The organism is Parapusillimonas granuli, from assembly GCF_013416525.1.
In the GTDB taxonomy this organism is placed as follows: domain Bacteria; phylum Pseudomonadota; class Gammaproteobacteria; order Burkholderiales; family Burkholderiaceae_B; genus Parapusillimonas; species Parapusillimonas granuli.
Window position 1 is genome coordinate 58548 of sequence record NZ_JACCEM010000010.1, and the last position, 16091, is coordinate 74638.

The 16091-nt window shown below is 64.7% G+C and carries 16 protein-coding genes, 1 tRNA gene and 1 pseudogene; 15 read left to right on the top strand and 3 right to left on the bottom strand.

What is annotated here, in order from left to right; genetic code table 11:
- Nucleotides 1-111 precede the first annotated feature (111 nt).
- Nucleotides 112-225, top strand: a pseudogene (locus H0A72_RS22450) (helix-turn-helix domain-containing protein); the annotation flags it as partial.
- Nucleotides 226-310: 85 nt separating this feature from the next.
- On the opposite strand, the gene H0A72_RS22455 reads toward H0A72_RS22450, so the two are convergent.
- Nucleotides 311-820: a hypothetical protein gene (locus tag H0A72_RS22455; RefSeq protein ID WP_246436985.1), complete on the bottom strand. Its 510-nt coding sequence runs from the start codon at nucleotides 818-820 to the stop codon at nucleotides 311-313.
- Nucleotides 821-875: 55 nt separating this feature from the next.
- Here H0A72_RS22455 and gshA point away from each other — a divergent pair, with 55 nt between their 5' ends.
- The 4 genes from gshA (at nucleotide 876) to H0A72_RS17790 (ending at nucleotide 4407) form a co-directional block, all read left to right on the top strand.
- Nucleotides 876-2429, top strand: a complete 1554-nt coding sequence (gene gshA / locus H0A72_RS17775) for a glutamate--cysteine ligase (RefSeq protein WP_180157786.1) — start codon at nucleotides 876-878, stop codon at nucleotides 2427-2429.
- 190 nt (nucleotides 2430-2619) lie between these two features.
- Nucleotides 2620-3156, top strand: a complete 537-nt coding sequence (locus H0A72_RS17780; protein ID WP_180157788.1) for a cytochrome b — start codon at nucleotides 2620-2622, stop codon at nucleotides 3154-3156.
- A gap of 37 nt (nucleotides 3157-3193) precedes the next feature.
- Complete coding sequence (locus H0A72_RS17785; protein WP_180157790.1) at nucleotides 3194-3763, top strand: YceI family protein; 570 nt, start codon at nucleotides 3194-3196, stop codon at nucleotides 3761-3763.
- A 74-nt stretch (nucleotides 3764-3837) separates the two neighbouring features.
- A complete protein-coding gene (locus H0A72_RS17790; protein WP_180157792.1) occupies nucleotides 3838-4407 on the top strand; it encodes a YceI family protein in 570 nt (189 codons plus the stop codon).
- Between the two features lie 65 nt (nucleotides 4408-4472).
- Here the strand turns inward: H0A72_RS17790 and H0A72_RS17795 are convergent.
- A tRNA-Arg gene (locus H0A72_RS17795) sits at nucleotides 4473-4547 on the bottom strand.
- A gap of 248 nt (nucleotides 4548-4795) precedes the next feature.
- Here H0A72_RS17795 and H0A72_RS17800 point away from each other — a divergent pair.
- Nucleotides 4796-5749, top strand: coding sequence for a c-type cytochrome (locus H0A72_RS17800; protein ID WP_180157794.1), 954 nt, complete (start codon nucleotides 4796-4798; stop codon nucleotides 5747-5749).
- 127 nt (nucleotides 5750-5876) lie between these two features.
- On the opposite strand, the gene H0A72_RS17805 is transcribed toward H0A72_RS17800, so the two are convergent.
- The gene (locus tag H0A72_RS17805) at nucleotides 5877-6764 is read right to left on the bottom strand and encodes an IclR family transcriptional regulator (protein ID WP_180157796.1); all 888 of its coding nucleotides are present in this window, start codon (nucleotides 6762-6764) and stop codon (nucleotides 5877-5879) included.
- A 182-nt stretch (nucleotides 6765-6946) separates the two neighbouring features.
- Between H0A72_RS17805 and H0A72_RS17810 the strand changes: the two genes are divergently transcribed.
- The 9 genes from H0A72_RS17810 to H0A72_RS17850 are packed head-to-tail and all read left to right on the top strand — an operon-like array spanning nucleotide 6947 to nucleotide 16072.
- Nucleotides 6947-8068, top strand: a complete 1122-nt coding sequence (locus H0A72_RS17810; protein WP_180157798.1) for a CobW family GTP-binding protein — start codon at nucleotides 6947-6949, stop codon at nucleotides 8066-8068.
- The gene (locus tag H0A72_RS17815; RefSeq protein WP_180157800.1) at nucleotides 8068-9435 is read left to right on the top strand and encodes a dihydroorotase; all 1368 of its coding nucleotides are present in this window, start codon (nucleotides 8068-8070) and stop codon (nucleotides 9433-9435) included. The genes H0A72_RS17810 and H0A72_RS17815 overlap by 1 nt, the downstream gene beginning before the upstream one ends.
- Before the next feature lie 20 nt (nucleotides 9436-9455).
- Nucleotides 9456-10133 carry an isochorismatase family protein gene (locus H0A72_RS17820; protein ID WP_180157802.1) on the top strand — a complete coding sequence of 226 codons (678 nt, stop codon included), beginning with the start codon at nucleotides 9456-9458 and terminating at the stop codon, nucleotides 10131-10133.
- A gap of 41 nt (nucleotides 10134-10174) precedes the next feature.
- Nucleotides 10175-11332 carry an ABC transporter substrate-binding protein gene (locus H0A72_RS17825; RefSeq protein ID WP_180157804.1) on the top strand — a complete coding sequence of 386 codons (1158 nt, stop codon included), beginning with the start codon at nucleotides 10175-10177 and terminating at the stop codon, nucleotides 11330-11332.
- 56 nt (nucleotides 11333-11388) lie between these two features.
- Entirely contained in the window at nucleotides 11389-12309 is a 921-nt protein-coding gene (locus H0A72_RS17830) for a branched-chain amino acid ABC transporter permease (protein WP_180157806.1), read from the top strand.
- Nucleotides 12310-12335: 26 nt separating this feature from the next.
- Nucleotides 12336-13187, top strand: a complete 852-nt coding sequence (locus tag H0A72_RS17835; protein WP_180157808.1) for a branched-chain amino acid ABC transporter permease — start codon at nucleotides 12336-12338, stop codon at nucleotides 13185-13187.
- Between the two features lie 13 nt (nucleotides 13188-13200).
- Nucleotides 13201-13974 carry an ABC transporter ATP-binding protein gene (locus tag H0A72_RS17840; RefSeq protein WP_180157810.1) on the top strand — a complete coding sequence of 258 codons (774 nt, stop codon included), beginning with the start codon at nucleotides 13201-13203 and terminating at the stop codon, nucleotides 13972-13974.
- 11 nt (nucleotides 13975-13985) lie between these two features.
- Nucleotides 13986-14669: an ABC transporter ATP-binding protein gene (locus H0A72_RS17845; RefSeq protein WP_180157812.1), complete on the top strand. Its 684-nt coding sequence runs from the start codon at nucleotides 13986-13988 to the stop codon at nucleotides 14667-14669.
- Nucleotides 14654-16072, top strand: coding sequence for an MmgE/PrpD family protein (locus H0A72_RS17850; RefSeq protein ID WP_180157814.1), 1419 nt, complete (start codon nucleotides 14654-14656; stop codon nucleotides 16070-16072). The genes H0A72_RS17845 and H0A72_RS17850 overlap by 16 nt, the downstream gene beginning before the upstream one ends.
- The last annotated feature ends 19 nt before the right edge of the window (nucleotides 16073-16091 follow it).

Here is a 16091-nt window from a genome sequence, read left to right on the forward strand (position 1 = left end):
CCCTACGGCCGTCGCGGTTGCATTTGTCCGCATCGGGTTGGCGATGACGTGAAAAGTTGATACATTCGATCAAAAAATGTAATCAGACCGACTCACGACAGAGGGAAGCGCATGAAGCCGTTGACCAAAAGGGAGTTGTCCTGCCTGCAATGGGCCGCCCAAGGCAAGACGAGCTGGGAAGTGGGCATGATACTGGGGCTGACGGAACGCACCGTCAATTTTCACATTCACAACGCCTGCAAGAAGCTGGGCGTTCATGGGCGGCAGGCCGCCATCACGGTCGCCCTGCAAGCCGGCCTGCTATGCCTGCCTAACGCCCCACCGCCACGCCTTTCAGGAATTCGTCGGCTTCCGGTCCAGGAAAATCATCGGGAACCGCCGTCACCAGGCCCTCCACCAATGCCTGGTCGGTCAGCCACACCCTGCCCTTCAGCCGCAGGGCTCCCTTCGAAGACTTACCCTCGATCACGAATGTTTCGCCGAATGCCGGCAGCGGCTCGGGTTCCGCGGCGCCAAGGTTGCGGTAAAGAGACCGCATGACGGCCTGGGCGAACGCCACGCGCGCGGATGCGTCCGCCGTCGCACTGCCGGGCAGGGCCGCATACGCCACGGTGAACATGCCCCCGCCCACCGAGGCGCTCGTCATGCTGAAGGCCACTTGGCGGCCCTGGAATTCCAGCTCGCGTTCCACCGTTGCCGGCTTGTCCGGAAAAATCGCCCTCACGGCGCCCCCGGCCACCGACATTTCGCGCCAGTTATAGCTTGGCGAGCACCCCGCCGCCAAGACCGCCATCAAGCATATCAATACGATACGTGCCACGACCACACCTCAGGTAAAATCGCCAACGACAAGAACTCATCCAAAGACGCGCCCAATGAATTCCAGTGAACCACGCCATGCCTTGCTCGGCCGCAACCAGTCCATACTCGAAGGCATACTGCGGGGTATCGAAAAGGAAGGCCTGCGCGTCGACCAGCGCGGCCGGCTGGCAGCCACGCCGCATCCCAGGGCGCTGGGTTCGGCGCTGACGCACCCGCGCATCACGACGGATTACTCCGAAGCCCTGCTCGAACTCATCACCGGCACGCACAATAGTACCGAAAGCCTGCTTGGCGAGCTCGAACTCACGCACCGCTACGTGGCGCAGCACCTGGACGGCGAGCTGATCTGGAACCATTCCATGCCGGCGGAACTGCCGGCCGAAGCCGACATTCCCATCGCCTGGTATGGTTCCTCGAACAGCGGCATGCTCAAGCACGTGTACCGGCGTGGACTGGCCGAGCGCTATGGCAAGACCATGCAATGCATCGCGGGCGTGCACTACAACTATTCCCTGCCCGCCGAAATCTGGAGCCTGCTCGGCTTCGACGGCGCAACGCCGGCCGACCAGGCCTCGAAAGGTTATCTGGCGCTCATACGCAATTTCACCCGCTATTCCTGGCTGCTGATGTACTTGTTCGGCGCCTCGCCCGCGGTGTCCAAGAACTTCCTGCGCGGCCGCCCGCATCCCTTGCAGGAGTTCGATCGCGACACGCTCTACCTGCCCCATGCGACCAGCCTGCGCATGAGCGACCTGGGCTACCAGAACAAGGCGCAGTCCGATTTGCAGCTCTGCTACAACGACCTGGAAACCTTCCTGGCCCGCATGCACACCGCCGTCACGACGCCCTGGCCCGACTACCAGGCCATCGGCACGCATCGCAACGGCGAATGGATACAGCTGAACACGAACATCCTGCAGATCGAAAACGAGTACTACTCCAACATACGTCCCAAGCGCAGCACGGGCCGCGGGGAACGCCCGGCGACCGCCCTGCGCAACCGCGGCGTGCAGTACATCGAAGTGCGCTGCCTGGACATCGACCACGATACGCCCATCGGCATCTCCGCGCTCACCAGCCGCTTCATGGACGCCTTCCTGCTGTTTTGCGCGGCCGAAGAAAGCCCCATGTTTCCGAACAACGGTTTCTGCCGCGACAGCCACGACAATTTCGGCGACGTGGTCAAGCAAGGCCGCAAGCCCGGCCTCACGCTGATCCGGCGCAACAAGCCCGTGAGCCTGGAAGAATGGAGCGCCGAGCTGATGGAAGGCATCGCCCCCTACGCGCGGCTGCTCGACCAGGCCAGCGGCGGAACGTTATACGCCGACGCCCTCGCCTTCCAGGCCCGCAAGACCAAAGACTCGAGCCTGACGCCCTCGGCCCAGTTGCTCGAACGCCTGCGCGACCAAGGCAAGAGCCTGCACGATTTCATGCTCGAGCTCAGCCTGGCCCACCACGAAGCGCTGCGCGCCGCCGCCCTCGAACCCTGGGCCGCGCAAGAATACCAGCGCATGGCGCTGGAATCGTTCGCAGCCCAAAAAGCCCTGGAAGACGGCGACCGGGAAGATTTTTCCAGCTACGTCGCGCGCTACCACGCCGCCCTGTAACACGGCTTGCCGCCCCCCCCGCCATGACGGCGGCGCGCTGCATTGTCCTGTTTTTAGGACGATGCAGCCTAGCGCGGGAACTTATCAATTGATTTCACGGTCAATATAATCTTCGGCACTCGCGGAAAGCGGGCGGGCGCCCCGATCGGCCGAGCGCCCGCCGGCATGGACCACTATTCAAACAACAAACATGAACCAACGTTATAGTCTTACGGCGATTTCCCTGCACTGGCTCGTGGCGCTGGGCATCATCGGCACCTTCGCGCTCGGCGTATACATGAGCGACCTGCCCCTGTCGCCCAACAAGCTCAAGCTTTATTCCTGGCATAAATGGGCGGGCGTCAGCCTTTTCCTCCTGATCCTGTGCCGCCTGGCCTGGCGCATCACGCATCGCCCGCCGCCGCTGCCCGCAACCATGCGGCCCGCCATGCGCGGCATCGCCCAAGCCGCCCACTGGGCGCTCTACGCCCTGATGCTGGCCATTCCCCTCACCGGCTGGCTCATGAGCTCGGCGCAAGGCTTCCAGGTGGTCTGGTTCGGCGTGCTGCCCCTGCCCGACCTCGTCGCCAAGGACAAGGCGCTGGGCGCCCTGCTGCGGGACGTCCACGTGACGCTCAACTACACCCTGCTGTGCGTGGTCGCCGCCCATGTGGGAGCCGCCCTGAAGCATCACTTCATCGACCGGGACGACGTGCTGTCCCGCATGTTGCCGCGGGCCGCCAAATAAGCCCGCTGAACCGAATCCCCAACGAACGGAGCGTGAAATGACGACATTCCTGCGCAACGGCGCCTTTGCGGCCGCCCTCGCCTTCGCGGCAGCCGGCCCCGCCGGCGCCGCCCAGTACCGGCAGGTGGACACCGCCGCCAGCAAGGTCGGCTTCGCCTACAGCCAAATGAGCGTGGGCATGGAAGGCGGCTTCGGCAAGCTGGAAGTGCCCGAATTCCACTTCGACCCCGCCGCGCCCGACACGGCGCGCGTCGTGGCGCGCATTCCCTTGTCCAGCATAGACGCAGGCTATCAGGAAGCCAACGCCGAACTGGCCAAGCCCGAATGGCTGGACACCGGTGCGCACCCGGCTGCCTCGTTCACGTCGAGCAAGGTCGAAGCGCTGGGCGGCAACCGCTACCAGGTCAGCGGCACGCTGTCCATCAAGGGCAAGTCCCAGGATGTCAGCGCCCCCTTCACTTTCAAGGAAGAAGGCGGCAACGCCGTTTTCGACGGCGCCTTCGAATTCAAGCGCGCCGATTTCGGCGTCGGTGAAGGCGCCTGGGGCGACTTCGGCATCGTCGCCAACGAAATACGAATCAAGTTTCATGTAGTCGCCAAGCCGTAAGGCGGGCGTCGCCCATCGCCACGGGGCCCATCCAGGGCCCTGATCATTTCATCTATTCCAACAAGGACAAGGATATGAAAAAAACATTGCTCGCAGCCTCCTTCGCCAGCCTGGTCGCCGGCACCGCCTTTGCCGCGCCTCAGACCTATGTGATCGATTCCACGCACACCTTCCCGCGCTTTTCATACGAACACATGGGCTTGTCCAAGCAGATACTGCGCTTCAACAAGACGACCGGCGAAGTGGTCTTCGACAAGGACGCCCAGACCGGGCGGGTCGAGGTCACGATCGACATGAAATCCATCGACACCGGCGTCGAGGCCTTCGACGGGCATATCCAGGGCGCCGACTTCCTGGACACGGGTACGTATCCGACCGCCACCTTCAAGTCATCGAGCGTGAAGTTCGAAGGCGGCAAGCCCGTCAGCATCGACGGCGAGCTCACCATCAAAGGCGTCACCAAGCCGCTGACGCTGACCATCACGTCGTTCGTGAACAAGCCGCATCCCATGCTGAAGAAAGACGCGATCGGCGCCAACGCGACCGCCGTCATCAAGCGCAGCGAGTTCAACGCCGGCAAGTTCGTCCCCGCCGTGGGCGACGAAGTGACGCTCGACATTGCGCTGGAAGCGGTGCTGAAGTAAGGGGAATGCCAGGGGCTGTTTGAATGAAGGGCCGGGCCGCATATGCGGCCCGGCCCTTGATGATTTGGCGCGCCCGACAGGAATCGAACCTGTATCAAGAGCTTCGGAAACTCTCATTCTATCCATTGAACTACGGGCGCGGGGCCATCATTGTAGCGCGTTTACGGAAAATGTTCTGAAGCGGCGCCCAGCAAGGCTTTGCGCGGCTTTCAGGGCGAGAATGGCCCGTATATATGCACTCCGCCGGTAGTGTCGTTATAATCGCAGATTCAGAAGGGGACAAGAGCAGGCATGCTCACGCATGCGCCGGCCCTTTTGTACCGGAAGACATCACGCAGACTTCATCAGGCCTTGGCGCCCTCAGCATAGGAATACGCAGGATTCGATTATGAACAACACCAAAGAACACGTCGAAGAGACCACCGAGGAGCACGAGGGTCTCATCAAAACGCCCAAGCAGCTGATCGTAACCGTAATCCTGGCTTTCATCGTACCGATCGTCGTCATCCTTCTACTGGTCAACCTCGTTGCCACGTCCTCGAAGCTCGGCGCGGGCTCCGACGCCCAAACGGACGAAGCCATCGCTTCGCGCATCAAGCCCGTGGCCGGCTTCAGCCTGGTCGACGCCAACGCCCCCAAAGTCGTGAAAACCGGGCAACAGGTCTACGAATCCACCTGTACCGCCTGCCACGCCGCCGGTGTCGCCGGCGCCCCCAAAATGGGCGACAAGGACGCCTGGGCGCCATACATCGCCAAGGGGTATGAAGACATGCTGCAAAAAGCCATACACGGCGTAGGCGCCATGCCGCCCAAGGGCGGCAACCCCGCGCTCAGCGACTTCGAAGTCGCCCGTGCGGTGGTCTACATCGCGAATCAGTCCGGCGCGTCGTTCGAAGAACCCAAGGAAGCTGCCGGCGAAGGCGAACAGGCGGCCGACGGCAAGGCGGCCGCCGCACCGGCGGCACCCGCAGCCGCGGCACCCCAGGCGGCGGCTCCGGCCGCTCCGGCGCAAGCTGCCGCTCCGGCTGCTCCCGCCGACACCGCGGCAGCCGCGGCGCCCGCAGCCCCAGCGCCGGCGCCCGCAGCCGAATCCGCCAGCATCGACCCCGCCGGCGAACAGCTCTACAAAACGATTTGCTTCGCCTGCCACGCCGCGGGCATAGCCGGCGCCCCCAAGACGGGCGACAAAAACGCCTGGGCGCCGCTCATCGCCCAGGGCATGGACACCATGGTGTCCATCGCCATCAACGGCAAGGGCGCCATGCCCCCCCGCGGCGGTTCGCAAGCCAGCGACGCCGAAATCAAAGCCGCCGTCCAATACATGGTGCAAGCCGCCAAGTAACGGTTGCGCACGCATTGAAAAGCCAGGCTATGCCTGGCTTTTTTTTGCCGCCGGGCCGCCCCAAGGCAAAAACGTCCCCTTGGGGGGCAGCAAGCGAAGGCGCAGCGCGGGGGCTTTTTCGACTTCCTCAGCGCAGTTCGGCCATGCGCTGCCGCGCCTGCTTGCGCACCTTCCAGACCTCGTAGGCCGTGCCTGACAGCTGCGCGGAAAGCTCGGCGGCGCAGTCCTGCAGCACCTCGACCTGCTGGCGCAGCGGCGGCGACGGGATATGCTGGATCGAGCCGACGATGGCAAGAATGCCGGCCAGGCGGTCGCCGTCGCGGAATATGGGCACGGCCACCGTGTTCACGCCCAGCAGCATTTCGCTGTCGCATACGTCGTACATCTGTTCCCGGATGAGCACCAGGCGCTGGCGCAACTCGTCCTTGTCCACCAGGGATCGTTCCGTTTCGGGCAGCAGCGGGCGCGCGAGCAATTCTTCCTGTTGCGCCGGCTTTGCGAACGCCAGGGTCACGCGCCCCACCGCCGAACAATGCGGCAACGGGCGATTGCCAGGCTTCACGCTGATGCAGATTCTTGCGTAGATGTTGTCCGCCGTGGAAATGACCATGGGCTGTGCATTGATGGGCACGGCCAGGACGGCGGTTTCGCGCAGCGTATCGCGGACGCGCAGCAAATAGGGCTCTGCGCGCGAGCGCAGGTCGAACTGGGTGCCCGCGGCCTCGCCCAATTGGAACACCCGCCAGCCCAGGCGATAGCGCTCGGTCTGGTTGTCCTGTTCGATCAGGCCCATTTCCTTCAGCGTGGACAGATGCCGGTGCACGCGCGGCTTGGTTTCGCCCAGCGCGTCCGCCAGTTCCGTCACGCCCATGGAGCGATGCGCCAGGGCGAGCTCGTCCATGATGCGGACCGCCACCTTCACCGCTTCCACCGAATTGAGCTTTTTGGGCTTTTCCCCCAAGGCGACGATGTCCGCGCCCGGCATGTCGGCCTTTATTTCTACGTTTTCATCCATGCGTCGATTATCCCAGTACAGACCCGCCGCCTACAAATTGATTCAGATTCTGTTTTATTGGTAGAAACCCTAGTTATCCCAATCGATACTCAAATAGCATTGTTTTAAACAGCGTTAACTGATATCGTACAGCGTAACAATGATCTGCACAATCCAAGTAGTAAAAGAGGAACGTTTTTTCCATGTCGGCAATCGAGTGCGTCCTCCTGACGGGCTTTCTGGGCAGCGGCAAGACCACGCTGCTCAATGCCTTTCTGCGCAGTCCGCAGGCGCGGGGCACGGCGGTGGTCATCAATGAAGTCGGCGACATCGGAATAGACCAGCTGGTGCTGGCCGAAGTCGCTGAAAACCTGCTGCTGCTGGAATCGGGCTGCCTGTGCTGCACGCTCACGGGCACGCTGCGCGAAACCCTGCTGGACCTCATCGCCAACAGCCGCCGCAATGGCTATGCGCTCACGCGCATCGTCATCGAAACCACCGGCCTGGCGGAACCGCTGCCCATCCTGCACAGCCTGCTCGGCGACAAGGCCCTGACCGACGCCGTCCATCTCAGCCAGGTCGTGGTCACGGTCGACGCCGTGAACGGCGTCGAGCAGATGCAAAGACACCCGGAGTGCGCGCGCCAGGTCGCCGCCGCGGAACTCGCCGTCATCACCAAGTCCGACCTGGCGGGTCCCGAGCAGCGCGCATGCGTCCATGACGCCATCCGGCAGATCAATCCGCTGGCGGAATGCGTGGAGGCCGTCGCGGGCCAGGGAGCCGAAGCCCTGCTGCCGCGCGACGCCTCGGTGGGGCGGCAGCAAGCCCGGGCCGACGCCTTGGCGGGCCATGTAGCCGGCGGGCAGCTCGCCGCCTTCCGCAAGCTGGCCAAACAGGCCGACGCAGCCCGGGACGGCGCCGAAGACGGTGACGCGTACCTGGGCCAAGCCAAGGCCTATCATCAACGGATACGGACCGAAAGCTTCTACATCGACGGCCCCATCCATTGGCCCGGCGTCGCGGCCTGGTGGCACATGCTGGTGTGCCGCTACGGCAAAGACCTCTTGCGGTGCAAGGGCCTGCTGCGCGTCGCCGACGCCTCCCATCCCTACGCCTTCATCCAGGGCGTAGGCGAATTCTTTCACCCTCCCCAGTATCTGTCAGATTGGCCCGACGCCGATCCCCGCTCGCGCGTGATCTGCATAGGGGTCGGGCTGGAGCGCGCCTGGCTGCAAAGCAGCCTGCGCGCGCTGCGCCTCGACGAGCCCGGCCTGCGCCCCTCGACCCTCGACGAACTGGATTCTGTCTTACCGGAGAACAATTGATGCACTCGGATTTTGTATTGCGCGGCGGCACCGTCGTCGACGCGGAACGTGAAGGCGAACGCCTGGACCTGTTGATACAGGGCGGCAAGATCACCGCCCTGCTGGCGCCGGGCACGCCCGTCGCCGAGGGCCTGGCCGAGGTCGCCGCCGACGGCCTGCACGTGTTTCCGGGACTCATCGACGCGCACGTCCACTTCGGCTTCGGCGAGAAGATCACCGAATACGAGACCGAGACCATTTACGCGGCGCAGGGCGGCTTCACCACCATCCTGGGCTACTTCCTGAACAACGAAGCCTATACCGACGTCTATGAGCGCGAGCAAGGCTATGCGCGCAGCCGCGCCTACGTCGATTACGGCTTCCATTTCAGCGTGGCCAACGAATTGCACGTCGAGCAGATGCGCGAATACGTGCAGCGCTACGGCGTCACATCGTTCAAGTACTTCATGAACTTCCGCGGCGAAGAAGGGCGCTACCTGGGCCTGGACGGCACGGACGACGGATACTTCTACGATATGCTGGCCGAATCGGCGCGCATCGGCGGCGTCAAGATCGTCTGCCACACCGAGAACATCGAGATCGTGAACCGGCTGCGGCGCAAGATCCAGGCCCAGAACGGCAGCACCTTGAAAGACTGGGCCGCCACCAAGCCGCCGTTCACCGAAGCGGAAAGCTGCGTGCGCGCCATGCTGTTCGCCGAGCACGTGGGCGCGGAAATCTACATTCCCCACCTCAGCACCCGCATGGCCCTGGATGAAGTGCGCCGCTGGCGCAAGCGCTACGGCGCCGTGCACGTCGAGACCTGCCCCCATTACCTGACCCACACCGAAGACTCCGACCTGGGTTCGGTGGGCAAGGCCAATCCCCCCTTCCGGTCCGCCGACGACGTGGAAGCCATGTGGGAAGGCCTGCGCGACGGCAGCATCGACGTGGTCGCATCGGACCACGTGCCCAGAAAGCTCGCCACCAAGCAGCGCCCGCTGTGGCTGGCATCGCAAGGGTTTCCGGGAACGGCCACCATCCTGCCCGTCCTGCTCAGCGAGGGCTATCACAAACGGCGCCTGAGCCTGCGGCGCATCGCCGAGGTCCTGACGCGCGCCCCGGCCCGCATCTTCGACCTCTCACCCACGAAGGGCCGCATCGCCGTCGGCGCCGACGCCGACCTCACGCTGGTCGACCTGGGCAAAGAGCGGGTGGTGAAAGCCGAGGAGCTGGGGTCTTATTCCGACTACAGCCTGTACGACGGCTGGACGCTCAAGGGCTGGCCCGTGCGCACCATCGTGCGCGGCACCACCGTCATGCAGGACGGCAAGATCACCGGCCGGGCCGGCTACGGCGAATACATCGCCCGCAAGACCACTGTTTAATTTCTGTATCTGGAGCAAACATGAAACCCTGGCAAGGCATCATCAGCGATGAAGAGCAACGGGCTTACCGGGCCGCGGGCTTCGGCCGCCCGTCGGGGCTGGGCAAGCGCCCCGCCCTGCTCATCATCGACGTGCAATACCGCACCGTCGGCACGACCCCCCAGCCGTTCTGGGAAGCCATCAAGGAATTTCCCACCAGCTGCGGCGAAGTGGGCTGGAAGGCCATCGGCAACATCCAGCGCGTGCTCGCCGTCTTCCGCGAGCGCGGCTGGCCGGTGCTATATCCCCACGTTGCGCCCAAGAAGGGAACCGACGGCGGCCGCCTGGCCGAGAAAGTGCCCGCCATCATGAACATACCGGCCCACGGCTACGATTTCCCCAAGGAAGTGGCGCCCCGGGAAGGCGACATCCTGCTGCCCAAGAAGCACCCCAGCGCCTTCTTCGGCACGGCCCTCGCCAGCCACTTGATCGACCTGGGCGCCGACACGCTGATCGTCACCGGCTGCACCACCAGCGGCTGCGTGCGCGGCAGCGTGGTGGACGCCTTCTCGCTGAACTTCAAGGTGTTCGTGCCGGAAGACTGCGTCTACGACCGCAGCCAGGTGTCCCATGCCGTCAACCTTTTCGACATGTCGGAGAAATACGCCGACGTCGGCACTGCAGACGAACTGCTGCAGAAACTTCAGGCCCTCGGCTAAGCCCGGCGCCTTTTCCGGACCATTTCCATACGGAGTCAACCATGAAATCAATGCGTCGTCGCCTCATCATGTCGGCCGCCGTGCTCGCTTCGGCCGTGGGCCTGGCAGGCACTTCCCTCGCCCAATCCAAAGAACCGCTGCGCTTCGGCCTGGCCATGCCGCTGACCGGCTCCCAGGCCCTGTTCGGCGCCGACCAGGCCAAGGCCGCGCAATGGGCGGTGCAGGACATCAACGCCAAGGGAGGCGTCGAAGGGCGCCCCCTGGAAATGATCCTGCTCGACACGCAGGCCGACCCGCGCCTGGGCATCAACGCCGTCAACCGGCTGATCAACGTCGAGAAGGTTCCCGTCTACGGCACCGCCTGGAGCTCCGTGGTCAAGGCGGTGGCGCCGGTCTCCAACCGCAGCAAGGTGCTCGAACTGAGCGTCGGCGCCAATTCGCCGGAAATCGCCAAGCTGGGCGACTATGTCTACACCACCTATCCGCTGGCCGACGTGGACATCCGCGCGCAAGCCAAGTATGCGCGCGAAACGCTCAAGAAGGAACGTGCGGCGGTCCTTTACATCCACAACGACAGCGGCGTCGAAGGCGCCGAGATCTACCGCGACACCTTCAAGGAACTGGGCGGCAAGGTCGTGGCCTACGAGGCCTACGACGCGCAATCCACGGACTTCACCGGCGCGCTGCTCAAGGTGCGCTCGGCCAATGCGGACATCGTGCACATCCAGGGGCTGGTTTCCGACTTGCCGCAAGTCATCGCGCAGATGCGCCAACTGGGACTGAAGCAGCAGGTCTCCACCTATTCCGCGGGCTACAACCCCAAGGTGCTCGAACAGCTGGGCGCGGCCGCCGAAGGCATGATCGTGTCTGCGCTGGCGCCGTCGGCCGAACAGAACGAACAGGTCGCCAAGTTCGTGGAGCGCTGGAAAGCGACGGAAGGGCGCATTCCCAACGGCCTGCCCTACACCCAGTACCTGTACGACCTGCCCTACCTGGTCGCCGATCTCTACCGCCACCTGCTCAAGACGGGGCAGCCGCTGACCGGCGAGAACATGCGCAAGGCCCTGGTCGAAATCCGCAAGTTCGATCTGCCCACGACCGGCCTGCTGGAAGTCGGCGCCGACCACCGCGTCCAGAAGCCCGTCTATCTGTATGAAGTGAAGAACGGCGCGTTCACCCCGATCGCAACCGTCAAGTAATCCCGACGCGGCGGCATGAGCTCGCGCTTGCCGCCGCAGCTTCCTGGAACAAGAATATGATCGATCCACAAATCGTGCTCCAGATACTATGGACCGGCCTGGCGACGTCCACTTACGCGGTGCTGTTCGCCGCCGCGTTCGCGCTCGTCCTGAAGGTCGTCAAGGTCTGGAACTTCGCCCAGGCCGGGATGATGGGCATCGCCTTCTACGCCATGTATTTCGCCGTCCACAAACTGGGGCTGCCCGGCTACGCATCGATCGCGATCGGCCTCGCATGCACGATCGCCGCCGCCATGGCGCTCGAGATCTACGGGCTGCAGACTTTTCGCCGGCGCAATTCGCCCAGCCTGACCTTCTTCATCTTCACGATGATCGTCTCCGAGTTCGTGCAATACGTGCTGTCCATGATTTTCGGCACCGAACCCGTGTCGCTCGCGACCTCGCTGATCTCGCCCGCCCACATCGTCGGCGGCATCATGATCACCGAACGCGACCTGATCGCCATCGCCGCGACCCTGGTCCTGATGGCCGGCCTGTACGTGCTGCTCATGCGCACCAACCAGGGCAAGTACATGCTGGCCGCCGCCGACAACCCGCAGCTGTCGCGGCTCTACGGCATCAACATCAAGCGCGTCTATGCCCTGACCTTCGTCGTGGCTTCCATACTGATCTGCGGCGGCATGTACCTGTTCGGCACGCGCGCCGCCCTGGTGCCCACCACGCCCATGGAAATGATGATCTTCTCCGTCATCGCCGCGCTGCTGGGCGGGATGGGCAATGTCTTCGGCGCCGCCATCGCCGCCATCGTGCTCACGCTGCTGCGTTCGTTCAGCATCCTGGTGATACCGTCCGCGTGGCAGAGCGTCGTGCTGTATGCGCTGCTGTTCATCACCATCCTGTTCTTCCCCAAGGGTGTCAGCTTCAAGCGCCGGCCTCGCCCCGCCCCCGCCACCCCCACACAGCCGGCCAAGGCCTGAGCGGCCGGCCGAACGGAGTCAACACCATGGAATATCTGGTCGCATTATCGGTGCTCGTGGGACTGTACGTCATCCTGAGCTCCAGCTTCAATCTGATCATAGGCTACGGCGGCCTGATCAGCATCGCCCACCCCATCTTTTTCGCGCTCGGCGCCTACACCGTCGGCGTGCTCAGCACGACCACCGGCGTCCATCCCGTCCTGGCGGTGATCGCCGGCGGCGGCGTGGCGCTGGTCGGCTCCTTCATGCTGTCCATCCCTTCGCTCAGGATTTCGGGCGACTACCTGCTGATCACCAGTATCGGCTTTCAGCTGGGCCTGATCGAAATCATCAAGAACCTGGGGTTCCTGGGCGGCGCCAGCGGCCTGGGCGGCATCCCCAACGTGATCGAAAACCACCGCACGGGCACGTTCGCCGCCGTCACGGCCATTGCCGCGCTGGTCGTGGTGCTGCTCATACGCGCGCTGGTGCGCGGCCCCTATGGCCGGGCGATCCAGGCCATGCGCGACGACGAGCTGGCGTTCGCCGCCCTGGGCCGGCACGCCATGACCATGAAGATCGCCATCTTCGCCCTGGGATCGGGCGTGGCCGGGATCGCCGGCGGCATCTACGCCTACTACTACCAGTACATCACGCCGGACCAGTTCATGATCCTGCAGTCGGGCATGATCCTGACCATGGTCGTGGTCGGCGGCATGGGCTCGGTATGGGGCCCGGTGGTGGGGGCCGTCCTGATGCTGCTCCTGCCCGAAGCCATCACTTTTCTCAACCTGCCGTCCTCCGTCATGGGGCCGCTGCAGGGCATCATCTTCACGCTGCTGGTGATCCTGTTCCTCTTCTTGCGTCCGCAAGGCCTGATCGCGGCAAAGCCACGGTGAATACGGAGCAACGATGACAAACAAACTCACCTTGAAAGGCGTCAACAAGCGCTTCGGCGGCGTGGTCGTCGCCGACGGCATCGACCTGGAAGTGCGCGGAGGCGAAATCCTCGGCCTGATCGGGCCCAACGGCGCGGGCAAGACCACGCTGTTCAACCTGATCTCCGGGGTCGTGCCCATGGACTCCGGCACGGTCGAGCTGAACGAGCGCCGCATCGACGGGCTGCCGCTGTACAAGCGCGCACGCCTGGGCGTGGCGCGCACCTGGCAGCACATGCGCCTTTTCGGCTCGATGTCGGTGCTCGACAACCTGATGATCGGCGCCTCCGACTATCCCGGCGAATCCCTGATGCGCCTGATTTTTCAAGGCCTGACCGTCCGACAGGCCGAGCGCGCCGCCCGGGAACAGGCGATGGACATCCTGGGCCGCATGGGCTTGCAGAACCTCGCGCAGGCCAACGTCAACGACATCACCTTCGGCCAGCAGAAGCTGGTGGGGCTGGCGCGCGGCCTGATGAGCAACGGCGCCTGCCTGCTGCTCGACGAGCCCATGGCCGGGGTCGAGGGCCGCGCCTACGAGACCATGCGCGACATCGTGCGCCAGGAAGCCCAGGCGGGCCGCGCGGTGTGCGTGGTCGAGCACAACGTGTCCTTCATCCGCGACCTGTGCAACAGCGCCGTCTTCATGGCCCAGGGGCGCATACTGGAACGCGGAGACGTCAAGACGCTGCTCGAAAGCAAAGTGCTGGCCGAGCTCTACTTCGGCAAGCAAGGCACGCAAACATAGAGAGAATCAACATGCTTCAAGTGGAAAATCTCAACGCCTACTATGGGAAGCTGCACGTCCTGCACGACTTGTCCTTCACCATAGGCGAAGGCGAGCGCGTCGCCGTCTTCGGGCACAACGGCGCGGGCAAGACCACCCTGCTTCGCGCCTGCGTCGGCGACCTGGCCAGCGTATCCGGCGCCATCCGGTACCGCGGCACGCCCATCGTCACCAACGAAGCGCACGTGAACGTCGGCCTGGGCCTGGGCCTGGTCCAGCAAGGCGCGAACGTGTTCCGCGAGCTGTCGGTGCGCGAGAACCTGCTGATTGCGGGCCTGCGCAACCAGGGCCGCGCCCAGGAGGAAGTCTTCGGCCTGTTCCCGCTGCTCAAGGAGCGCCGGGAACAAATCGCCGGGTCGCTGAGCGGCGGGCAGCAGCAGATGCTGGCGATCGGCATGGCGCTGATGACGCAGCCGTCCATCCTGCTGCTGGACGAACCAACGACCGGGCTGGCGCCGGTCATCGTGCGCGACGTCCTGCACAGCGTCAGCGAAATCAACCGCAATCGCGGCACGACCATCGTGGTGGTCGAACAGAACGTGCAAGCCACCCTGGAACACGTGGACAGGGCCATCGTGCTGAAGTCCGGCCGCATCGTCTACGACGGGCCGAGCAGCACATTGCTGGAACAGGAGAGCCTATGGGAACTATTCTGAGCGCTTCCGACGCCTTTCGGAACTACATGCTGTGGGCCGAGACCCGGGAATGGCGGGATTTTCCCGCCACCACCCGGCATCGCGCCATTCTCATCCTGGCGGACAACCTGGCCGCCGCCTGCAGCGCCGCCGACGAACCCCAGGTCCGGGCGTTCCGCGAACGCGCCCTGGCGCAGGGCCCCGCCGGCGCGGCCTCCGTGCTGGCCCACGGCCGGCCTCGCCTGAACACCCACGCGGCCGCCATGATCAACGGGCTGTCCATGGGCTGGAACGAGATGGACGAGGGCTATCGCAAAGCGGTCTGCCATGCGGGCCTCTACGTGCTGCCGGCGCTCCTGGCCGCGGCGGAAGCGGAAGGCGCCAGCGCGCAGGACACCCTGCGCGCCGCCGTGCTGGGCTACGACGCCGTGGCGCGCATCGCACGCACATGGCGGTTCGAGAGGCTGGCGCTGCATCCGCATGCCGTGCTCGCGCCCGTGGGCGCCGCCGCCGGCGTGGCCTTCCTGCGCCGCCTGCCCGCGGACGAACTGGTCGCGGCCGTCGCCGGCGCCTGCGCCCTGGGCATGACGGGCGCCTTCAACCAGGCCACGCAAGGCATACTGATACGCAACGCCTGGGCCGGCCAGGGCGCCTCGATAGGCCTGCAGGCGGTGGAGTTCGCGCGCTGCGGCATCGGCGGAAGCGCCGTGACGCCGCATGACGTATACACCGCGCTGGGCGCCATCGAAGACTTGTCTTACCTGGACCCCGTCGCAGCGCCCGGGTATGCGGTCGAAGACGGTTATCACAAAATGAACGCCTGCTGCCAATACGCGCATTCGTCGATCGAAGCGGTACAGGCGCTGCTGGCGAAACATCCCGAGCTGAAGGACACCGACGCCATCGCGTCCATCACCGTCCAGGTGCATGCCCTGGGCTATGGCTTGAACGACACCGCGCCCGTCACCACGCTGGGCAGCAAGTTCTCGGTGCCCCATGCGGTGGCGTCGGCCTTCGTGCATGGGCATGGCGGCGTCGCCGCCTTCAACACCGACGCCCTGAACGCCGACGCCGTCGCGGCGCTGCGCGGGCGGGTCCGGCTGGAGGCCTTCCCCGATCCCCGGCCCTGGCCGGAAGACCGGCCCGCGCGCGTCAGCGTCGCCACGCGGTCGGGCGAGCAGTATTCCGAAGTGTGCTGGAGCGCCCAGGGCGGCCCGGACCGCCCGTATTCCGAAGCGGTGCTGTGGGACAAGATCGCGGCCCTGTCCGAAAGCGTCGCCCCAGGCCTTTGCGCCGCCATGCGGCGCCTGGACGCCGCCGTCGGCGCCGACGGCGCGGCATCCATGCCGGCGGCCTCCTGGTCCGCCTGCATGGACGATTTCTTTTCGACGCGGGCCGGCGCCGCGTCCGCGGCGGGGCGCTGACGCGGCGTCCACAAGCAGT